Here is a 20,762-nt window from a genome sequence, read left to right as displayed (position 1 = left end):
TCAAGTTAGCTTATGGTATCAAAAAAGCTCACATCTTTTTATAGCCTCAATTCGCTGATGCCTTTTACGCTCATGGATCGCTATCTGACCAGCGAATTGCTACCGCCATTTTTATTTGGTGTAGGGGCTTTTTCGTCAATTGGTGTGACAATTGATGCCGTATTTGACTTAGTTAGAAAAATTGTAGAATCCGGTCTACCAATAGATATTGCTCTTCAGGTTTTTTTATTAAAACTACCAACTTTCATTGTTTTAGCCTTTCCTATGTCCACGCTCCTAGCTACTTTGATGACTTATAGTCGTCTTTCTAGCGAGAGTGAATTAATTGCTTTGCGTGGCTGTGGGGTAAGTGTTTATCGCATGGTTTTGACTGCTGTAATGTTAAGTTTGGTAGTGACAGGCTTGACATTTTTGTTTAATGAGCAAATCGCACCAGCTGCTAGTTATCAAGCAAATATGACTTTACAGAATGCTTTAAAGTCAGATAAGCCAATGTTGAAGCAGCAAAATATTTTTTATCCCGAATATCGGGATGTTAAGCAACAAGATGGTACTAGTAGCAGAATACTGACACGCTTATTTTATGCTGACCAATTTGATGGTCAGCAGATGAAAGGTTTAACAATTATTGACCGTTCCGAAGAAGGTTTAAACCAAATTGTTGTAGCAGAATCAGGGCGATGGAATGGTTCGCAAAACGTTTGGGATTTTTATAACGGCACTATTTATTTAGTATCTCCCGATCGCTCTTATCGCAACATTTTACGGTTTGAACACCAACAACTGCGACTTCCCCGCACACCATTAAGTTTGGCAGAAAAAAGCCGTGACTACGGTGAGATGAATATTTCCGAAGCTGTAGAACAGCTAGCCGTAGAACGTCTCGGTGGCGATCGCCAAAAAATTCGGAAATTAGAAGTGCGGATTCAGCAAAAAATCGCCTTACCCTTTGTTTGTGTAGTTTTTGGCTTAGTAGGCGCAGCAATGGGCAGTATACCCCAGCGCACGGGACGCGGTACCAGTTTTGGTATTAGCGTAATTGTAATTTTCTCCTATTACTTTCTCAGCTTTATTACTGGCGCATTAGGACAAGCCAATGTCCTATCGCCCTTTATGGGAGCTTGGCTACCCAACTTTATTGGTTTGGGAACAGGGTTATTTTTATTGATGCGAGTTGCTCAAAGGTAGATAGGGCATGGGGCATAGGGCATGGGGCATGGGGCATGGGTAATTGGTAATCTCTCCTTGTCTCCCAATCCCCAGTCCCCATTACCCCTTATCCCCAGAGGGGGCCCCGAGTTCCCCAATCCCCAATCCCCTCAAGCTTTATACTGCCGCCTACATTCCGGGGCTTCGGGGTTGTCTTTACAGTATTCTTCAAAAGAGTGTTTGGCTGACTCCATACCTTCAGCTTTTTGGTGAGCTGCTTCGGCTTGGAGTTCCTCAACTTCATCCCAAGCGGCGGCGCAGGCTTTAGAATAGGCTCCTTGTGCGGTACAAATACTGCGAGCTTGGGCGATCGCTTGTTGAATTCTCTCTTCTAAAACTATGGCTTTGGGAGATTCTACAAAGTCACTTTTTGTCAGAATATCGGTAATCGAGATAATCCCTAATAACTTACCTTGAATCACAGGTGCCCTACGAATCCCAGTATTAGCAAACAACCGCGCTACATATTCCACGCTCAACTCAGGATTGACGATAATGCAGGGCTTAGTCATGATTTCGTAAATCCTGACCTGTTTTGGATCTTTACCGTAAGCTGTAACTTTGTAAACAATATCCGTTTCTGTGACTATGCCATAGGCATCATGCTCATGACGACGATCCACAACCAAAGCGCGCAATCCTTTATCCTTCATGAGTCCCACCGCTTCAGCAACTGTCGCCGAACCGCGAATGGTAACTACGTTCCTGGTCATGATATCTTCAGCTTTCATCATTGCTGTAGTCTCCTGGTAAATAGTAATGCGATGCAAGCGCCAGGCGACAGCGCACACAATATTGCTAAGTAATGAGTGCTGTAGACGCTTTTGCGACTTCCCGCAGGGTGGAGCCACTGCGCTCTTACGGGTTTCCCGGCTTCAAGTAAGTGGCGTTGCTGAGTGGTGAGTAATTCTTACAGTTGAACTTTGAACTCAGCAGTCTTTTAGGCAGCTACAACAATAACCTTAGACTAGCTTTCAACTCCTGATGATATCGAAAGTGACCGAAGAAAGGCATGAGCCTGATTGTAGGGTGCAGAAGGTTGAAGAAAATAATTTTTTCCTTTGCCAATAAGGTTTTAAGCCCTTCAATTTATTTATGAAAAAAAAAGAAAGAATTCTTTCACCCTTTCTTCTTTTTTACCGTAACCAAATATTGTCAACCTCTGTGTTTATTTGTCACTCCCTCATAACTCAGGTGAGGAAAAGGTAAATTTTTAACGAATAATTGTCCAGCACTAATGACTCATAAAGATTGAACAGTTAGGATGAAATTATCCTTAAACTTTGTTTGAATTTTCTTTTAAAGCAGAACTTCCCCGCAGCAGCACTACTGACAAAATACGCAAAGCGCGATCGCTGATTCAGTAAATTTACTATATCCAAACATATGCAAAACCGAAATTATCCCCCGGCATACTTACGTTATCTTAAAGCCAGGTTACGGAATCTTAGCAGACCTAGCTTTTGGGGTACAGGAGTTTTTTTAGTTGTGTTTGGGATAGGAATGTGGCAATACTTGTCTAATCCAAATGTTTTGGCTGGTAAGTCACAATCAGAAGTAGCTTCGCCAACAGGCTCTGACTCAACATTGTCAACCGAAGACAGAGCTATGGTTGCAGACATTGATAATTTTCCCGTTTTAATTAAAGACTATGAACAAGCTATTTTGGCAGCCACTTTAAGTCTCCCACCGGAAAAATCACCAGATCAAAATAGCCCCAGCCTATTTGAGGATGTTATCAGTAAACAATCTTCTACCACCAATGAAGCTAAATCAAATCCAGTTTTACCAACAGTAAATGACACATCTGCACCAAAGAATAATAATCCCTTTGTTGTACAAACCGAAAATTTATTGCAGATGAAGTCTGGTTATGGTGGTAGTCATTTGTTAAATGCTAAATCTGTAACTGCACCTTTAGAAGAAACAGCAAGCGTCACAACCCCTTTGAATCAAGGGATGGCATTAGTTAATCAAAGCGAAAAAAATCAAAATCCTGCTACTATCAGCCCTTTACAAACTGCTATTAATCAAGCCCCAACTCAAAATCTCTCTGGTTACAACAACACGGCTTCCAGTTCCACAAATCTTATGGGAACTGCTTCCTACAGCAATTTCACATCAACCAATCAAAATCTTTCTGGTGCTACCAACCCCACAAGTATGATGGGAACTAGCTCTAACAACAATGTAACACCAGTCACTAGCAATATATATAGTCAGCCTTTACCTGCTAACAATAACTTAAATACAGGTACAGTTTACTCTCAACCAATAGCCACAAACTTACCCCAAAATTCTTACACTAACTTTAATAACAGTCAGACATTAACTAATGGAATACAAACAACTTCAGTGACACCATCCGTTACTTCGACTACAACCACTAATATTTCACCATACTCTACGCCATCTCAAATTCCTAACGTTGCCAATAACTCAACCCCGTCAGTATATGGCAACTATGGTGTACAGCAGTCTCAGATATCTCTTCCTCGCCCCACACCCGGGCCTTATGGTGGAGTGCAGATTAACGGCTATAGATATCCTTAAAAATTATTACGCAGATCAACCGCAAGAAACGGGTGGCTTTAGATCGACAACATCGGTAAATTGAAGAATGCCAATAGTTCTTTAATTCAGCCTAGATGATTGCGATGAAGACTGTAACTGCCCATGACAGCGGAGATTATCAGCGGATTGCTCAGGCGATCGCATTTATGCGCCAATCCCATTTCCACCAGCCGGATCTGGCTACAGTTGCCCAGCACATAGGTTTAAGTGAGTATCATTTCCAACGGATGTTTACTCAGTGGGTTGGCATTAGCCCCAAGCGGTTTTTGCAATATCTCACAGTTGAATATGCTAAATCACAAATTACCCGAACCAAAAGCTTACTAGATTTAACCTTAGATGTAGGCTTGTCGAGTCCAGGAAGATTGCATGACTTATTTGTCAACTTAGAAGCAATGTCCCCAGGTGAATTTAAAGCAGCCGGAGCAGGTTTGCAAATTCGCTATGGTATTCATGAAACGTTGTTTGGCAAAGCTCTGATCGCCACAAGCGATCGCGGTATTTGCAATCTGTATTTTTTAAATGGCACAGATGAGCCAAATGTCCAACAAACACTTCAACAAGAATGGCCAAAAGCTGAAATAATCTGCGATCAACAAGTAACTCAACCATTGCATGACTTGATTTTTGAGTCAGTGAGCTTCACAGAACAAAAACCTTTAACGCTTTTGCTTAAAGGTACTAACTTTCAGATTCAAGTTTGGCGCGCACTTTTGAGAATTCCGTTTGGGGGTCTGACAACTTACCAAAGTATTGCGGAAATGATTGGCCTCCCAACTGCTGCACGAGCCGTTGGCAATGCTGTAGGCAAAAATCCCATCTCCTACCTCATCCCTTGCCATCGTGTGATTCGCGAGTCTGGAGAACTTGGTGGCTATCGTTGGGGTTGGGAGCGAAAGACTATTCTGTTAGCGTGGGAAGCTAATCGTAGAGTTGTATAAAATTTCTAGGACAAATTTTATACAATCTGATTGTAGCTTTTTCTTTTTTGAGAGAATTGGTCTGACCCCTAATACCGCGATCGCTGACTACCGATACAATGACTTTAGTTGTTTTTCATCCTGAAACTAGTTCACTGAAGCTGCTAAATTTCCATTGGCGATCGCTAGTTAGATTTCACCAATAAAATTTCCATAATCATCGAAGCTTCTGGTTTTAGCCCTATTCTTAACAATTATTATCACCAAGCCAGAAGTGCGATCGCCTAATTAATTATTTATGATGTTAATAAATTTAGCAGTGGTATCTTTTGCTGACCATAAATAGTTGATAACAGAGGCTATATAGTGAGTTTTAAAAGATGCAATTGTGCTTTCCCCGAAAAAGTCAAAACCTCAAAAATTATTTTCTCTGCTCAATATTTTCCCTTGGTATTTGCAAACAAGATTTTTAAGTCTTCCAAGTTTTATTTTGAGACTTTACATAGATTCATTTAAATTTACCTAAGTACAGAATACCCCCATTAAACTTATGGGAGTGCCACAATTGAAGAAGCGAGAATTTAAAGACTATGTCATCTTCAGTTACATATACGCGTCTGCCTTGGGCTGAAACTTACAGTGAAATTATTGATGTTCGTTCGCCTAGTGAATTTATAGAAGACCACATTCCTGGCGCGATTAATTTACCAGTCTTGAATGATGCTGAACGCGCTGAAGTCGGAACAATTTATAAACAAGTTTGCTCTTTCACAGCGCGAAAAATTGGTGCAGCTTTAGTAACGAGAAATATTTACCAACATCTCAGCCAGCACTTTGCTGCAAAAGATCCAGACTACCATCCTTTAGTGTACTGTGGACGAGGTGGGCAGCGTTCCATTAGCATGGCTGTGGTACTGACACAAATTGGTTGGCAAGTGACTGTAATTGATGGCGGATACAAGACTTATCGTAACTATGTCCGCCAGCAAATAGAACATTTACCAGCACAATTTAACTATCAGATGTTATGTGGTTTAACTGGTACTGGTAAAACTCATATTTTAGAAAAAATCCGTCAGCGTGGCGCACAAGTTTTAGACTTAGAAAGTTTAGCTAATCATCGCGGTTCTCTTTTAGGCGGACAATGGCCAGGTAAGCCGATATCCCAACCTTCACAAAAATACTTTGAATCTCTCCTAGTACAACATCTGCAACAGTTTAATCCGCAGGAAGTAGTTTGGATTGAATCAGAAAGTATCAAAATTGGGCAAATCTATTTACCTCAATCTTTGTGGCAGAAAATGAGACAAGCTAATTGTGTAGAAATTCAACTACCAATAGCTGCTAGAGTTCAGTTCTTGTTACAAGAATATCCCCACTTAATTACCCATCCCGATGTTTTAAAACGCAAGCTAGAGAAACTGAAAAATCGCTGTGGTTGGGAGAAATTAAGTCAGTGGTATCAATTAATTGATGCTGGTAATTGGGAATCTTTAGTGCAAGATATATTACATTGCTATTACGACCCCATTTATAACCACTCAACAAAGAGTTATTTTAGTAAAGCTTACAGATTTTTATCGATTCCAGATTTATCGGATTGTAGTATTGAGAATGTGCTAGATTCTTTGTTGCCCAATTATGTGGCAATACAATGAAAATATTGTAATGGATGTAATGAATGATGTGTATCACTATTGTTTACTACATCCACTACAAAATCCATTAAATTTGATTTGATTCCTGAAACTGTTAGTTGATGAATAAAACAGGAAACAGAAAAGAAGCAATAATATTTTGTTCGGTTAAATATTTATCGCCAGAAATAAACGTGGGATGCGTTACGCTATCGCTAACGCATCCTACTAGTGTTCACCTTTGTATTTTGACTTTAGAGACGCGATTAATCGCGTCTCTACAACTCGTGAACAAAAACTATCTATTTGGCGTGCTAGAGAGATTACTAGGATTAATATTGATTAATGGTACTGAACCATTACCACCCATCACCGTAGGAAAACGCCCATCCCACTTTTCAATTGCTTGTTTCTGCAACAATTCTGCGGTTAAGGTTTGTCGCTGTAATCTTTGTGCTTCTGCTTGACCTTTAGCGCGGTTAATTTCGGCTTGTGCTTCTTGAGTCGCTTTTTTAGCAATAAATTCTGCTTGTTTAGCCTCTTGTTCAGCTATTTGTTTAGATTCAATAGCCTTACTAAACTCTGGCGAAAAGGAAAAATTGACTAGAGAAACATCATCAACCATTAAACTATAAGCCGATAGCCGATTTTTGAGATTGCTATCAATCTCTTCTTTAAGTTCTGTTCTTTTAGTGATGATTTCTTCTGCTGTTTTTTTGGCTGTGGCCGCTTTCAAAACTTCAGATACAGCAGGTGTAATAATTCCAGTAATAATTTGTTGTTGGTCTCCGACTTGTTGAAAAACTTTATTGACTTTTGTTGGATCAACGTGCCAGTTAACAGCTAGTTCGGTAGTAATTTTTTGCAAGTCTTTAGAAGCCGCGTCTGATTCAAAAGTATTTTGTTGTACCCGCACACTAAGCTTTTTGATTGAGGTTACTAATGGCATCATAGGATGCAGTCCCTCATCTAACACCTGCTCCTGGACTTTACCAAACTTCATGACAACGCCCCGTTCCCCAGCATTTACAATCGTGAAAGGACGAAAAATAAATGCCAAAATAAATAAGAATATGCCACCGACAATATAGGAACTGAACTGGAACGCATTTGCCGGATTTGGGATGTGGTTACGCATGGCTATTTTTTAATAGTAATTTTTGACTAATTACTAACCTCAGTAAGCTAACATTGTCCACCCTAAACTAGTTAATAGTTTGCCGATTCTCACAGTGAGACAAATAAATAATGTTGATAGTTTAACTTTAGCCAAAGAGTACAAAGGATTTTAAGTTGATGACAACAGTAGCTACACTGTGGCTAGGGGATATTTCGGGAAACGAGCCTTGAATTTTTGTTAAGAAAAACTTTTAATTATGAAGATTTATCAACAGCACGATTGGCCCCAGACTTTAGAAGAAGCGATCGCAATCCAAGAAAAATTGCGAAACCAAACAATTACCGAAGATAAACTGCCAGAAACCATCAAATATGTTGCTGGCGTAGACATGGGCTTTGAAGCGGATGGTACAATTAGCCATGCTGCTGTAGCAGTGCTGAGTTTCCCCGATTTGCAAATAGTCGAGACAGCAGTAGCGCGCCGTCCTACCTCCTTTCCTTATATTCCCGGTTTTCTCTCATTCCGCGAAATCCCGGCTGTACTTGATGCTTTAGAAAAGGTAAGAATTCTACCAGATATAATTTTGTGTGATGGTCAGGGAATCGCTCATCCTCGTAGACTGGGTATAGCTAGTCATTTAGGATTGTTGATAGATATGCCAACAATCGGCGTGGCAAAATCCTTATTGATTGGCAAATATGACGAAGTCCCAGAAACAAAAGGCAGCTGGCAACCTTTAATACACCAAGGCGAAATAATTGGCGCAGTTTTACGCACGCGCACAGGCGTAAAACCTTTATATATTTCTAGTGGTCATCGCATTAGCTTGCCTACAGCAATCGACTATGTACTACGCTGCACCACTAAATATCGACTGCCAGAAACTACACGCATTGCTGACAAGTTAGCATCTTCAAGATAAAGCGATGACAAGCACTTGTGAAAAGGTCAATACAATTTATGGATGCTGAGAAGATTAAACAGCTTTATGCAGCTGGTGAGAGATATTTTCCTGCTGCCAACCTAATTAAAGCTAAACTGATTGGAGCTTCTTTACCTGGGATAAATTTATGGGGAGCAGACTTGAGTGGTGCTAACCTAGCTAGAGCTAAACTTTGGGGAGCAGACTTGAGTAGAGCCAACTTAGCCAACGCTAATTTGACTAGAGCTAATTTGTGCGGTGTGAAGCTAAATGAAGCAAATCTGCGAGGCGCTAAACTCAACTTCACCAAGTTGTATGGAGCAGATTTAACAGGTGCTTATTATGACGAAACTACCCGATTCTCTAAAGATTTTGACCCCATCAGTAGAAATATGCATAAATTTTGACGATCAGCGTTAGAACTAAACACAAATCTGATTTGAAGTTTTTTCTAAACACTTGCTTGCTTGTGCCTAATCGTGTTAGGAATCGCACAGAAAGGAGTTGAAGTAACTAAATAAAAGTTACTAGTTATAACGATGAATGCACTAACTTTACAGTGGCATGATGCAGGTCAAGATAAAACCCAGAATATTTACGAACAACAGCCTAGCAAGAATCCTGGCACTGTCCGCATCGGTCGAGATCCACTCCGGTGCGACATTGTTGTCAGTAACCCTACCGTATCGGGTTTACACGTAGAAATATTTTTTAATACTCAACAGCAAAAGTTTTACATTAGAAACTTGCGATCGCAAAATCCGCCCCTAGTAGATAGACAGCAACTAACCCAAGGTGAACTGCCTTTAAGAGAAGGTAGCATGATTCAATTGGGACAAATGGAACTTAGAGTTACTAATATTTTAATTAAAAGTATTCCCCCCACAATTTTGACACCACCAACCCCGCCAGTAGTCAGTAACCAGCCTACATGGCCACCAATCAACCAGCAGCCACAGGTGCAACCGAGATATCACCAGCACCCACCTGCACCCCCACCAGGAATTTATGGCTTAGAATGTCCCAAATGCCACAAAGTCTCCCCCCCTGAAAACCTGCAAGTTGGTTGTCCCTGGTGTGGTACATCCTTAGCAGCAGCAGTTAGTGTGCTGGTTGCACCGAATCATTAGGATGAGGAGAAGAGGCAAGGGAGCAGGGAGCAGGGAGCAGGGAGCAGGGGGAAATTACAAATGTCCAATGCCCAATGCCCAACGCCCCATGCCCCATTACCAATGACAAATACTAAATGCCAAAGACCAAATGCCAAATTTACAAATTCTATTAAGTTGGGATGATCCAGCTACAGGAGAACGGCGAGAACCCAGGTTGAGTGTACCAATCGCTTTTGGGCGAGAATTCGCTAGGTTACCAGAGCAACTCAGGGGAGAGCGTGTCTCGCGAATGCTGCTGAATAGTAATGAAGTTTCGCGCTATCATGCCTTGATTGATTGGGAACAAAATCAACTGGTGGTGATTGATCAAGGTAGTGTCAATGGTTTATCTGTCAACGGTCAACGACAAACACGCTCTGTTTTGAATAACGGTGATACGCTACAAATTGGGCCATACATGATCACCGTAAACTTTAGTATCAATGCACCAGCACCCGCACCAGTTACTAGCCCACCTTCAACTATTCACTTTAATCCCAAGACCAATATTCCAGATCCTAGTTTGCCGTCTTTGCGGCCTGTAACACCGCTAGGTAGCAATTTTCCACCACCAGCATTTCAGGCGCAACAAGTTGACGTGCAAGCGCTTCATGCTACAGGCTTACCTGTGGATGAATGTGATTATCTGGCAGTTGGCGCGGGGTTGGGTAGTTTTATTTGGACGGATTTACTGCGAATTAGCGGTGTGCGTGCTGATAAAATTGTCGCTTTGGGATTAGAAGCAGAACCTTATGCACGTTACAAGCGCCTCTGCTTAAATTCGCAAATTCCTTTATACGAAAGATTACGGTCTAATTCTGATTCTTGTCCTGATAATATTTGGGGCTGGCCTAGTTATGCTTTACGGGAAGCTTGGCATGATGTTACTCAAGGCAAACCCAATTCCGCATTCAGGTATTTATGGCAAGTATTTGCTGAACCCACATTTATAGAAACTTATACCCCACGAGCTGGTAATGTTTTTGATTCTATAGATAGGGAATGCCGACGCATTGGTTGGCAACAAATTTATCGTTATGGGCGAGTTAGGGCAATTCGCAAAACTGCGGATGGTAGATATTGCGTAGCTTATTCTCGCGGGACGAGAGATTATGCTTTTTTTGTATCGCGTTATTTGCACTTAGCAACAGGTTATCCCGCAATTCAGTTTTTACCAGATTTACAAGCTTATAGAGAAAAATATCAAGATTTTAAAGCTGTTGTGAATGCTTATGAGGAACATGATCATGTTTATCAACAGCTAGAACAACAGGGAGGAATTGTATTATTACGTGGGCGGGGAATTGTGGCTTCGCGGATTGTGCAGCGAATTTATGAGGCACGCAAGAAAAATCGCAATATTACAGTTTTGCATTTAATGCGATCGCCTAAACCCCAAGGCAACAAATTCCAAAAAGCCCAACGTCTTGTCAAAAATCACTACGAATTCCAACCTTTTAACTGGCCTAAAGCCTGTTGGAGTGGGGAACTACGGGTAATGCTAGAAAAAGCCACTCCCGACGAACGCAAAAGCCTACTCGCAGACTGGGGTGGAACTACTACCGCTGATCGCCACGATTGGCAGCAGATTACCGAACAAGGTTTAAGGGAAGGTTGGTATCAAATTACCTTTGGGGATGTGCTGGATGTAGAACGGGGAAGCCAAAACCGAACTATTAGCCACATCCGTGAAAAAGGCTTGGGAGAAATGAAGCTGGAAGCTGATTTTATTGTTGATGCTACAGGTTTAGATGCCAAAGTCCAAACCAATCCCTTACTAGATGACTTAGTGAAGAATTACAATTTACCACTCAATCACTTAGGGAGATTAGTTGTTGCCAACAATTTTGAGTTAGCAGAAATGCGTAACACCAAAGGTCAAATGTATGCGGCTGGTGCAATTACCCTGGGTGGCCCCTATGCAGCAGTTGATAGTTTCTTGGGTTTGCAGTACGCTGCCTTAGTCGCAGTTGAAGCACTCGCTAATTCCCGTGCGCCAGGAGTCAAGCATCTGAACGCCTTCAGTTCTTTTAGCCAGTGGTTGAAATGGGTGTTTAATCAGTCTCCAATTTAGTGCTGGGTTGGAGAGACGCGATGAATCGCGTCTGTACAAGAGTCAAGAGTTAGTCCTCTACTTCATCAACTCTTTCCAGAGTAGAGAGTAGAAATATACTTTGTAATGGTGTAGAAATGTATAGAATCTTGTAAAGATATAAAATAAAGTCTTTTTAAGATGCAAACATTCGAGCGACCTTCCTCAATGCAGCTGTCCATAGCACCAACCCATTGTCAGCCTTTGAAGATTATCGCACTAGGGGATAGCATAGTTTATGGCTTTGGCGATCCGGAAAGAGGAGGCTGGGTAGAACAACTAAGGCGATACTGGATGTTACCCAATAGTTCTGGCCATATTCTTTATAACTTGGGAGTCAGAGGCGATCGCACTCAACAAGTCGCCCAAAGACTAGAAGTTGAATTCCGCCATCGGGGTGAACTGCGAAATCGTGTCCCTGACTTAATTATTTTGTCGGTCGGGGTAAATGATTCAGCGCGGTTATCTCGCCCTAATGGACGTAATTATACAGATTTTGCTTTATTTGAATCTCAAATCGCTGAATTACTAGAACAAGCACAACAACTCTGCCCTGTAGTATTTGTGGGTATGGTTCCAGTTGATGAAACCAAAATGCCATTTCTCGATTGTTTCTACTACAATCACGCCGATCAGTATCGCTACAAAGAAGCTACGAAAATAGCTTGCAATCAACGCCGGATTCCTTATCTTGATATTTTCGACCAATGGATAGAACGTGGTGAAACTTGGTGGCGCAAGCGCATCAGTGACGACGGACTACACCCCAATACCTTGGGTTATCAAGCTTTGCTAGACGATGTCATCACTTGGGAAGCACTCAGCATCTATCATTCCCCAGTAGCAGTTTAAACAATATTTCCGACTTATTTTTACGAAAAACTCCACAATAACGTGGAGTTTTTTAATATTGAGTATTACAATCAGGACTCAGCACTCCTATGACTCCCACATTATTTGGTCGGTGGCAAACTCGATTATTACTATTAGCAACTGTAGGCGTATTAGTATCATTACCCTTTGCAATGGGTTTAATTGGGCCTGGGCCTAACTCAGTTTATTTCTTGATACTTACCTACGTTGCCATCTTCGGTTTAGGTTGGGATGTACTTTATAACTATCTGCAAAAATTCCGTTGGGATAGAGACTGGCCTGCAGCTTATCAACTCTTTGCTGGAATTTGGGAATTTATCTTCGTTTATTGTGGTGTAAAACTGTTTGGCTTTTTACCAATCCCCATACCCAAAGAAGAACTTCCACCACAAATTTTTCTCCTGCATTACAGTATCGTATGGCTAGGAGTGTTCATTTCCTCCCAAAGCCTCATGCGGATCATTTTCCCTCGTTGGCGTTTCCGGGGTGGAGAGTGGCTGTAGATGTGACTGGGGACTGGGGACTAGGGATTGGGGATTGGGAGACAAGGTGAATAAATCTTGACTCTTGTACAGACGCGATTCATCGCGTCTCTCCAACTCAGCACTCAGCTCTGTCCCATCACCAATGCCCAAGTACTCCCACAGACAAAATTGTATTTTAAATTACACAAGTACCCAAAATCCTTACACAGCAGGAATATTTGTAGTTTTCTAAAGTATAATTAAGAAAAAGATAACAAAACCGCAACAATAAAGTAGGCAAAATATAGCCGGAAAAACTACTCAGAAATGGGTAAGCCTTTATTGTGCTTTATAAAAACTATCGGTATCCCATACCTGCATTTAGTATGTAGTCTTGGAAACCAAAAAAAGTGTAAATTTCCCAGTTGAAGAGGCAAATAAAAGCGTGGGTCAGTATCAATCTGCTCAGCTAAGGCGCTACAATCCAGACGCGATCGCTAGTTATTATCGTTACCGTCCCTGGCTAGCCTGGGGCCGAATACTGACAATTATCTGGTCTTTTGCTGGATTTATTATTAGTTTGAAGTGGGATGAATGGCAAAATCTAGAAGAGCAGAACAAGAGTAAACGCGCCACTCAATTACGAGAACTGCTCACTCGCCTTGGCCCCACTTTCATTAAAGTTGGTCAAGCCCTATCGACTAGGCCTGACTTAATACGTAAGGATTTCTTAGAAGAATTAGTCAAGCTGCAAGACCAGTTACCGCCGTTCGATAATGATTTAGCCTACCGAATTATCGAGGCGGAACTAAATCGCCCAGTTCAAGAAGCATTTAGTGAACTGTCACCTCAACCTGTAGCAGCAGCTAGCTTGGGTCAAGTTTATCGTGGACGTTTGGTAAGTGGCGAAGAAGTAGCCGTGAAGGTGCAACGCCCCAACTTACGGCCAATTTTGACCAAGGACTTGTATCTCATGCGCTGGGCGGCCGCTTGGCTAGCGCCTTGGTTACCTCTCAATCTCGGTCACGACCTCACCTTAATTGTGGACGAGTTTGGCACCAAGTTATTTGAGGAAATTGATTACATCAATGAAGGGCGCAACGCGGAAAAATTTGCTCATAACTTCCGCGATGACCCCAGCGTCAAAGTTCCCAGCATTTATTGGCGTTATACTAATAGCCGTGTTTTAACCCTGGAATGGATTAACGGCTACAAGCTAACCGATACTCAAAGCATTCGCGCCGCAGGTTTAGATCCAGAAGACATCATCAAAATTGGTGTGACCTCCGGTTTACAACAGCTATTAGAACATGGATTCTTCCATGCAGACCCCCATCCAGGCAATTTGTTTGCTATGCCTGATGGTCGCATGGCTTACATAGATTTTGGGATGATGGATCAGCTAGAGGAAACCACTAAAGAAACTCTAGTGGATGCCTTAGTGCATTTGGTTAACAAAGACTACTCTGACTTAGCAGCAGATTTCGTAAAGTTAGGTTTTCTGACACCAAACACAAATATTTGCCCGATTGTCCCAGCATTAGAATCTGTATTGGGTAACGCCATCGGTAAAAATGTTGGAGATTTTAACTTCAAAACCATTACCGATGAATTTTCGGAATTGATGTACGAATATCCATTCCGAGTACCAGCAAAGTTTGCTTTGATTATTCGTTCTCTAGTTACCCAAGAAGGTATTGCTCTCAGTCTCAATCCCAATTTCAAAATTGTGGAAGTAGGCTATCCCTATATTGCCCGCCGCTTACTAACAGGCGAATCTCCCGAACTACGGCGACGGTTACTGAATGTACTGTTTAAAGATAGTAAATTCCAGTGGCAGCGCTTAGAAAACCTAATTGCGATCGCACGTACCGACGGCAGTTTTGATGTGCTACCTACAGCCCAAATGGGATTGCAATTTCTGCTGTCTGAAGAAGGTAAATTTCTGCGTCAGCAATTAGTGCTAGCACTCACCGAAGATGACCGTCTGCATACAGAAGAAGTTCAACGTCTGTGGAACCTAGTCAAAGATGACCTACAGCCAAATCGCTTATTCAATGTTGCGATCGGCTTTTTAACAGAGTTATCGAGAGAAGGTGCAGCAGCAATTATACCTAGAGCTACATCATTTATGACTTTTGGTGGTAATTCAGCACCAAACCAAAACTAACAACTCAAACCACAATTACTTTTAAATTTCCCTACCAATTAGGAGTTTTCATGTACTATTACCCTCTGCATCCACCGTATTTCCTACTAGTTGTTGGTTTATTAATCGCTATCACTTCTGGAATCGCCTTATCTGGTACTTTAAAAGTAATTGTTCAGAAATGGCCAAGCAAGAGCGCAGAAAATATCAAACCTCATTCCGCCTGGAAGCAAATTATTGTGCCATTTCTGGGAATAACAGGTGGTGTTTGCCTGTTTCTTTGTTCCGGTTTCGAGATATTTGGCTTTCCCCCGATCCTAGCTTTAGGTGTTGGCTTGCCAATGAGTTTGTTAACTTGTTTGTTAGTTTGGTGGCAATTGGGAAGTATGCTGGAGTTTGTAGAACGCCGAGGTATGCAATCTCTAGATTTAGATTCTTTATCTTAGAGACCGCAAAATTTACTCCTACTATTAATAAAAATAGCTGCTAGATACTAATGTCTAGCAGCTATTTTTTATGAATAAATTCCTATCATCTAATACCATGTTGAGAAAAGGCTTTGATCAATACCACTTACTAACTTAAAAAATTACTATTTTGATATTTATTATTGCTGATAAATGAAAATCTAAATTTTAGAATAATTGCACAATACGTAATATCACTATAGCATGAATGTATTGTTTATGTAAATATAATACTTAGTTAGACGCTCAGACAATAAAAATTCATACTTTTAGTATGTTAAATAGCAATTTAAAGCCAATGCAGCAAGAGCAACAAGAAGTTTGTTTTTGTAGTTTAGCCTTAGGTGAAAGATACCGCTCTCATGCTCTCCTATTGGCTCAAGATATTGAGAAAAATTTACCAGGGATATATTTACTTCTTTTAACAGATAAGCCCCAAGAATTTAGTAAATACTCTCATGTTCTAGCCTTTAAACATCAACAACAGAGTATTGGATGTTACCATGATAAAAGATTTGTAATTGCTAAAGCTCTATCACTATTTAATAGTTGTATATTTGTAGATGCAGATATCAGAATATTAGATAAATTTTTATCAGAAATGAAATGGCTACCTGGGATAACTGCTATCAGTTGTACTAGTATTGCTAAACATAATCAAGTTTATATTGATTCAGTAAATGATAAATATAAACCAAAGCGAATTAGAGATATAGAAATTCTGAGAAAGTTAGCGAAAAAGCTAGATTTAGATTTAGAAGATACTAACATCCAGTTTGTGATGGAAATGCTATTTGTGATTACGAGGCAAGATGGAAAAGAAATAGAATTTCTCAACCACTGGAACAATATCGCACTTTACTGTGAGCTAAATGGATTTTATGGTGCGGAAGGCTATGCAATAGGAATGGCTGCGGCTAAGGCGGGGTTACAAGTTCAATGGGATGCGATGCAGGAGATTGTTTACTTTAAAGATTGGGTGCAAATGCAGAAAATCAAAAAGGGTCAAGCAAATGCAGATGATACTTTAATTTATTTTCAGCAACATGAAGCAATTGAATATCGCCAAAGTTCTCTCTTACAAAAAATAAAGCGTAGACTTGAGAAATTTATCGGTTATTATTATCGCTATTTCTATTTAAGAATAGTAAGTCTGAATAATTTTAATTTTTATTACCGCTAGTTACCATACTAATAATAGTCTAAAATTTTTCAGGTGCGTTAGTGTTGGCTAACGCACCTGATTGAGGGCTCATTTTACAATCTATTACAGCCTATCTATCAAGTGAGATTATCTCTAAAATTGCGATAATTGAGCTTAATATTAGCGATTTTTTGCTTGAAGAAATCTGTAGTATTTTGTTGCAACTTTAAAATCAAGCTGGGACGCTTAAAGCTTTGTGGTCTAGTTTCTGGTGATTTTAAATAACGATAATGTAAAAACACTTCTCGATAGGGAATATTGATATCTTCACTAGCACAAAGTTTAGTAAAAGCTGATGAACCTATACTCATATAGTGCAAGTATGTCAACCTTCTTCCTTGATCGTATAAAACATTATCGACTACATCAAATTTAGAACTCCAGTGATTACCAGTGACTTGATCGGGATGGTGATAAGCAAAGTTATAGTAAGAAATACCACTTCTCAATACAATATAATTAAATAAAGATTGATCGGGGGCGATAAAAGCCATAACATCAGCTTCACCAGATTGTAATTTTTCCTGTAGACTAGCTAATATTTCTGGTGATAAAATATTTTTTTTAGCAGCAAACCAACCCGCACAGAATATATGAGATTGCAAGTTATCTACAGGAAAAACTTGCTGCATTAAATTTTCTGAGCCATCAAAAATATAATCTAAATTAGACTTATATTGAAAATCATTAGTTACCCAATCATAGTGGTCTAACTTTTCATATACATAATCTAAAGGCCCCATTAAAAGAGTATCTGCATCAAAATAAATAAATTTTTCAAACGGGCCATCTAAAACACAAAATTTGCGGTGCATTGGTAGCTCATAGAGTTCAGAGAACCCCCACTGTCGCCAAGTTTTTTGTGCTCTAGGATAATTTTTCCACACCTGAGTTGCAAAGTTATCCCAGTAATTTATAGAAGCATAGTCTTCAAATAAAGTAACATTATCTCTGGTAGCAACTTCTGCTTTTACCTTATCTAATTTCTCGTTATAGGGAATTATACAAACAGGAATTTTTCTCCCAGCATTAGCTTCTATACTGTTGAGTAAAGCAACTAGTTGGTCATAGACTACATCATTAGCGAGCGTGTAAATACCATCAATCATCGGCGTACTCCTATTATTAATTGTGGGCTCCAACAAAGGGAAAGAAACGGCGAGTTAATTTTGGAATAAAAGCAAATTTCCCCTCATGAAGGTAGCGATAATGTTCCCACAATTCCCAATAAGGGCTACCAGCTTTTATCTTAGTTCCCGCCCAATGCAGATATTTCAGTTGTTGTCCTCTGTCATAAAGAGCATATCCTTGCTGTTGAAAACTGCGGGAACCAGCCCAACTACCAGGCCCACCGCCAGGAATTTTCACAAGATTGCCGCGTTTGGCAATGAGTTTGAGAACCAAGTAATTTAAAATTGGTTGGTCTGTCACTCCTTCAGAAAAATCAAAATATTCGCGATGAGCAGCACATTCAGACAAAGTTTCATCCATCTGTTGCTCAGTAATAGCTCCCTTGCGTGAAGCCCAAAAGCCACTGTTAAAAACATCTTCTAATTGCGTATCAGAAAAAATTTGCTGTTCTATTACTAATGGCGAAAAAATGTTGCGTAACTTGTCATTAGCATGATGATAATCGCAGCAGAAGAAATCGACTTCTGCAAGTTTGTCTAAATTGTCAGCAATTCTTTCAAAAACGACAATATCTGTATCAATATAAATAAATTCTTCTAAAGGGCCAAACCATGCTACCAGCTTACGCATTTTGTTGGGTAAAGCTAGGAAATCTCGATCAAATATTTCACCTATACGGTTGGTGAATTGCTCAATCAATTCTAGGTTTGGGAACAGTTGGACGTTATGTAAAGTGCTAAGTTTCTCTGCAACTTTGTGATAACTTTCATTAAAAGGTATGAGATAAACTGGAACTTTCTGGTCGTAAAAGCGAATACTATTGAGTAAAGCGATCGCATTATCCATTACTCGGTCGTTAGCAACGATGTAAATTCCCCTACTCATAAATTATCCTTGGTTAATTAATTTTAATTTTCTCAAAGCTCTAGTGAATAAATTTGGTGGTGGAGCGTCATAAGGTTTAGGGTGATCATGAAATACTGGACGTTTTTCTGGCTCATGTAAGTAGCGATAGTAGAGAAATAAATCTCTATAAGGAAAATCAATATTCTCACCAGTACATACAGCTTGATGGATGTTAGGAGGTATACCAATATAATGAAGATAAGTTAGTCGATTACCTTTGTCATAAAGGATATGCTCTCTTTCTTCAAAATGCTTAGAGCCGACAGAACATCCTGTTACTTCATGAGATGGTAATTGTTGAGCAAAATTATAAATAGGAAGATGAGATTTCATCACCATGTAGTTAATTAGAGGCTGTTCGCCAGCACCTTGATACAAGATGTTTCTTTCACCATTCTGGAGAGATAGTATTAGAGATTCTATCTGCTTTTCTGAAAAAATACCTTTTTTAGAAGCATAAAATCCAGAACAAAATATTTCTAAATCTATTCGGTCTTTGGCAAAAACTTTTAGTAATTGTGGAGAATCAGTATTATATACTTTACTAACATCTTTAAATTGAAAGTCATAGACAACAAAGTCATAACTATCTAATTTTTGAAATACTGTTGCTAGTGAGTTCATCACTAAAGTATCAGCATCTAAATAGATAAATTTATCAAAGGGGCCATCAAAGGCACAAAACCGACGATGAGCACCATAAAGTCGGGATTGACTGCGATTCAATCTTTCTGGTGCGGCTGACACCATAAATTGATCCCAGTAATTTATAGATTCTTGGTTATTGTAAATAAATACATTAGGTCGCTTAGTAATTTCATCAGCAATTCGTTGTGTCTGGTCATCAAAAGGATAAATACAGACAGGAGTTTCAGAACCTAATATTGCATCGATACTGTTGAGTAAAGCTACTAATTGGTCAAAAACATAATCATTCGCCAGAGTACAAATACCATTCATATTTTATGAGTGTTGAGCTACAAAATTTGATAACCAATTCAGCAGATTGAGTTTATGTAAAATTATTTGACGTGCTTCTGCGATCGCATCTTTAGCTGCATACCACGCATCGGGAGTAGCAGTTACTTCTTGTATGTAAGCAAGACCTTTTTTATCTAAGCTAGGTAATCTTAAAAAACTACCTGGTGGTAATAATTTATCAGCAGCAGGGCCACCATAGTAAATTGGTAAGCACCAAGCCAGTAAACTATCCCAAAGTTTCTCACTCACATACCAATTATTGTCAGCATAATTTTCAATCGCTAAATTATAAAAATAGGGTGCCATGCCATACCATTTATTACTTAGCTCTCCGGCAATATTTGCCCATACAGGTAAATTTCTACCGTACAAATCAAACTTAAATCCATTTGATTGTAGAGAACGTAAAAATTCCAAACGTTGGCGATGATTGGCTGTGCGGCTAATTCCAGAAGTAATCCAACTACAAGTAGAAACTTTAGGGGGGCATGGCATTTCATCTAATTCCTGAAAGGAATTAGAATGGTACCAAATTGCAGGCATATAATCAGGAGTTGGAGCAAAATCATCGGGGCCAGAAACATAACCACAATAATTTTGAGCTTGCTGATAATTACGATTAGTAATCTCGACAATTTCCTCTAATGGTGGTTCCCTCAATAAATAGATAATTCTTTCTTTACTTACACCACGCAGTAAAGAATTAATATCTACTGTTGTTGACTCTGCTTGACGTTTACGTAACTTATCTAACCAAGATTTTTGGGGAGATGGTTGGATAAAATCAAACTGATACATGAGTAGAAAATCTGGTTTAACTGCTGGCGCACGCAATTGGATATTTCCCCATATTCCAAAGGGCTTAGGAGTTTGTTGCCATAGCCAATCGGCTCTATTTTCTAGACCTCGATAGCTGCTAATCATCCCGATAGTTTTAATATTCATAATTAATTAAAAGTAAC

General features: G+C 39.9%; 19 protein-coding genes. 13 read left to right on the top strand and 6 right to left on the bottom strand.

All coding sequences use genetic code 11. The features are described from left to right. Positions 1–72: 72 nt before the first annotated feature. Positions 73–1,188, top strand: coding sequence for an LptF/LptG family permease (locus AACU25_RS21315; RefSeq protein WP_096583926.1), 1,116 nt, complete (start codon positions 73–75; stop codon positions 1,186–1,188). A gap of 131 nt (positions 1,189–1,319) precedes the next feature. On the opposite strand, the gene AACU25_RS21310 is transcribed toward AACU25_RS21315, so the two are convergent. Continuing rightward, positions 1,320–1,943: a CP12 domain-containing protein gene (locus tag AACU25_RS21310; protein ID WP_190445727.1), complete on the bottom strand. Its 624-nt coding sequence runs from the start codon at positions 1,941–1,943 to the stop codon at positions 1,320–1,322. A 652-nt stretch (positions 1,944–2,595) separates the two neighbouring features. Between AACU25_RS21310 and AACU25_RS21305 the strand changes: the two genes are divergently transcribed. The 3 genes from AACU25_RS21305 (at position 2,596) to mnmH (ending at position 6,361) form a co-directional block, all read left to right on the top strand. Beyond that, the gene (locus tag AACU25_RS21305) at positions 2,596–3,762 is read left to right on the top strand and encodes a hypothetical protein (RefSeq protein WP_096579039.1); all 1,167 of its coding nucleotides are present in this window, start codon (positions 2,596–2,598) and stop codon (positions 3,760–3,762) included. Between the two features lie 104 nt (positions 3,763–3,866). Continuing rightward, on the top strand, positions 3,867–4,724 hold the full coding sequence (locus tag AACU25_RS21300) for a methylated-DNA--[protein]-cysteine S-methyltransferase (RefSeq protein ID WP_321206666.1): 858 nt from the start codon (positions 3,867–3,869) through the stop codon (positions 4,722–4,724). 569 nt (positions 4,725–5,293) lie between these two features. Beyond that, positions 5,294–6,361, top strand: coding sequence for a tRNA 2-selenouridine(34) synthase MnmH (gene mnmH / locus AACU25_RS21295; RefSeq protein ID WP_096579035.1), 1,068 nt, complete (start codon positions 5,294–5,296; stop codon positions 6,359–6,361). Between the two features lie 277 nt (positions 6,362–6,638). Here mnmH and AACU25_RS21290 read toward each other — a convergent pair whose 3' ends face one another. Beyond that, the gene (locus AACU25_RS21290; RefSeq protein ID WP_096579033.1) at positions 6,639–7,478 is read right to left on the bottom strand and encodes a prohibitin family protein; all 840 of its coding nucleotides are present in this window, start codon (positions 7,476–7,478) and stop codon (positions 6,639–6,641) included. A gap of 238 nt (positions 7,479–7,716) precedes the next feature. Between AACU25_RS21290 and nfi the strand changes: the two genes are divergently transcribed. From nfi to AACU25_RS21245, 9 genes are all read left to right on the top strand, one after another. After that, positions 7,717–8,382: a deoxyribonuclease V gene (nfi, locus tag AACU25_RS21285; RefSeq protein ID WP_096579031.1), complete on the top strand. Its 666-nt coding sequence runs from the start codon at positions 7,717–7,719 to the stop codon at positions 8,380–8,382. A gap of 38 nt (positions 8,383–8,420) precedes the next feature. After that, positions 8,421–8,789 (top strand): pentapeptide repeat-containing protein, encoded by a 369-nt coding sequence (locus tag AACU25_RS21280; protein WP_096579029.1) that lies wholly within the window; start codon positions 8,421–8,423, stop codon positions 8,787–8,789. Positions 8,790–8,921: 132 nt separating this feature from the next. Then, positions 8,922–9,512 (top strand): FHA domain-containing protein, encoded by a 591-nt coding sequence (locus tag AACU25_RS21275; protein ID WP_096579027.1) that lies wholly within the window; start codon positions 8,922–8,924, stop codon positions 9,510–9,512. Positions 9,513–9,642: 130 nt separating this feature from the next. Next, positions 9,643–11,607 carry an FHA domain-containing protein gene (locus tag AACU25_RS21270; protein WP_096579025.1) on the top strand — a complete coding sequence of 655 codons (1,965 nt, stop codon included), beginning with the start codon at positions 9,643–9,645 and terminating at the stop codon, positions 11,605–11,607. A 159-nt stretch (positions 11,608–11,766) separates the two neighbouring features. After that, on the top strand, positions 11,767–12,477 hold the full coding sequence (locus AACU25_RS21265) for a GDSL-type esterase/lipase family protein (protein WP_190445726.1): 711 nt from the start codon (positions 11,767–11,769) through the stop codon (positions 12,475–12,477). A gap of 89 nt (positions 12,478–12,566) precedes the next feature. After that, positions 12,567–13,001: a hypothetical protein gene (locus AACU25_RS21260; protein WP_096579021.1), complete on the top strand. Its 435-nt coding sequence runs from the start codon at positions 12,567–12,569 to the stop codon at positions 12,999–13,001. Positions 13,002–13,407: 406 nt separating this feature from the next. After that, on the top strand, positions 13,408–15,132 hold the full coding sequence (locus AACU25_RS21255; RefSeq protein ID WP_096579019.1) for an ABC1 kinase family protein: 1,725 nt from the start codon (positions 13,408–13,410) through the stop codon (positions 15,130–15,132). Positions 15,133–15,182: 50 nt separating this feature from the next. Next, positions 15,183–15,557, top strand: coding sequence for a hypothetical protein (locus tag AACU25_RS21250; RefSeq protein ID WP_096579017.1), 375 nt, complete (start codon positions 15,183–15,185; stop codon positions 15,555–15,557). A 319-nt stretch (positions 15,558–15,876) separates the two neighbouring features. Continuing rightward, complete coding sequence (locus AACU25_RS21245) at positions 15,877–16,761, top strand: hypothetical protein (RefSeq protein ID WP_190445725.1); 885 nt, start codon at positions 15,877–15,879, stop codon at positions 16,759–16,761. A 98-nt stretch (positions 16,762–16,859) separates the two neighbouring features. On the opposite strand, the gene AACU25_RS21240 is transcribed toward AACU25_RS21245, so the two are convergent. From AACU25_RS21240 to AACU25_RS21225, 4 genes are read right to left on the bottom strand one after another with little or no spacing between them, the layout of a single operon-like run. Further along, positions 16,860–17,891 (bottom strand): Npun_R2821/Npun_R2822 family protein, encoded by a 1,032-nt coding sequence (locus AACU25_RS21240; RefSeq protein ID WP_096579013.1) that lies wholly within the window; start codon positions 17,889–17,891, stop codon positions 16,860–16,862. 16 nt (positions 17,892–17,907) lie between these two features. Continuing rightward, entirely contained in the window at positions 17,908–18,798 is an 891-nt protein-coding gene (locus AACU25_RS21235) for an Npun_R2821/Npun_R2822 family protein (RefSeq protein ID WP_096579011.1), read from the bottom strand. 3 nt (positions 18,799–18,801) lie between these two features. Continuing rightward, the gene (locus AACU25_RS21230) at positions 18,802–19,779 is read right to left on the bottom strand and encodes an Npun_R2821/Npun_R2822 family protein (RefSeq protein WP_096579009.1); all 978 of its coding nucleotides are present in this window, start codon (positions 19,777–19,779) and stop codon (positions 18,802–18,804) included. Between the two features lie 3 nt (positions 19,780–19,782). Continuing rightward, positions 19,783–20,745, bottom strand: a complete 963-nt coding sequence (locus AACU25_RS21225; protein ID WP_190445724.1) for a glycosyltransferase family 10 domain-containing protein — start codon at positions 20,743–20,745, stop codon at positions 19,783–19,785. Positions 20,746–20,762: the final 17 nt, after the last annotated feature.

The organism is Tolypothrix tenuis PCC 7101 (assembly GCF_963874875.1).
In the GTDB taxonomy this organism is placed as follows: domain Bacteria; phylum Cyanobacteriota; class Cyanobacteriia; order Cyanobacteriales; family Nostocaceae; genus Aulosira; species Aulosira tenue.
Note: the sequence above shows the minus strand (reverse complement) of the source record. Positions and strands in the feature narration are given on the sequence as shown.

Excerpts from the sequence above, each read along its gene's own strand:
- AACU25_RS21280 (WP_096579029.1), top strand. The coding sequence starts at position 8,421 with ATGGATGCTGAGAAGATTAAACAGCTTTATGCAGCTGGTGAGAGATAT.
- AACU25_RS21305 (WP_096579039.1), top strand. The coding sequence starts at position 2,596 with ATGCAAAACCGAAATTATCCCCCGGCATACTTACGTTATCTTAAAGCC.
- AACU25_RS21225 (WP_190445724.1), bottom strand. The coding sequence starts at position 20,745 with ATGAATATTAAAACTATCGGGATGATTAGCAGCTATCGAGGTCTAGAA.
- AACU25_RS21275 (WP_096579027.1), top strand. The coding sequence starts at position 8,922 with ATGAATGCACTAACTTTACAGTGGCATGATGCAGGTCAAGATAAAACC.
- nfi (WP_096579031.1), top strand. The coding sequence starts at position 7,717 with ATGAAGATTTATCAACAGCACGATTGGCCCCAGACTTTAGAAGAAGCG.
- AACU25_RS21315 (WP_096583926.1), top strand. The coding sequence starts at position 73 with ATGGATCGCTATCTGACCAGCGAATTGCTACCGCCATTTTTATTTGGT.
- AACU25_RS21290 (WP_096579033.1), bottom strand. The coding sequence starts at position 7,478 with ATGCGTAACCACATCCCAAATCCGGCAAATGCGTTCCAGTTCAGTTCC.
- AACU25_RS21260 (WP_096579021.1), top strand. The coding sequence starts at position 12,567 with ATGACTCCCACATTATTTGGTCGGTGGCAAACTCGATTATTACTATTA.
- AACU25_RS21245 (WP_190445725.1), top strand. The coding sequence starts at position 15,877 with ATGCAGCAAGAGCAACAAGAAGTTTGTTTTTGTAGTTTAGCCTTAGGT.
- AACU25_RS21240 (WP_096579013.1), bottom strand. The coding sequence starts at position 17,891 with ATGATTGATGGTATTTACACGCTCGCTAATGATGTAGTCTATGACCAA.
- AACU25_RS21265 (WP_190445726.1), top strand. The coding sequence starts at position 11,767 with ATGCAAACATTCGAGCGACCTTCCTCAATGCAGCTGTCCATAGCACCA.
- AACU25_RS21230 (WP_096579009.1), bottom strand. The coding sequence starts at position 19,779 with ATGAATGGTATTTGTACTCTGGCGAATGATTATGTTTTTGACCAATTA.
- AACU25_RS21270 (WP_096579025.1), top strand. The coding sequence starts at position 9,643 with ATGCCAAATTTACAAATTCTATTAAGTTGGGATGATCCAGCTACAGGA.
- mnmH (WP_096579035.1), top strand. The coding sequence starts at position 5,294 with ATGTCATCTTCAGTTACATATACGCGTCTGCCTTGGGCTGAAACTTAC.
- AACU25_RS21250 (WP_096579017.1), top strand. The coding sequence starts at position 15,183 with ATGTACTATTACCCTCTGCATCCACCGTATTTCCTACTAGTTGTTGGT.
- AACU25_RS21310 (WP_190445727.1), bottom strand. The coding sequence starts at position 1,943 with ATGATGAAAGCTGAAGATATCATGACCAGGAACGTAGTTACCATTCGC.
- AACU25_RS21300 (WP_321206666.1), top strand. The coding sequence starts at position 3,867 with ATGAAGACTGTAACTGCCCATGACAGCGGAGATTATCAGCGGATTGCT.
- AACU25_RS21235 (WP_096579011.1), bottom strand. The coding sequence starts at position 18,798 with ATGAGTAGGGGAATTTACATCGTTGCTAACGACCGAGTAATGGATAAT.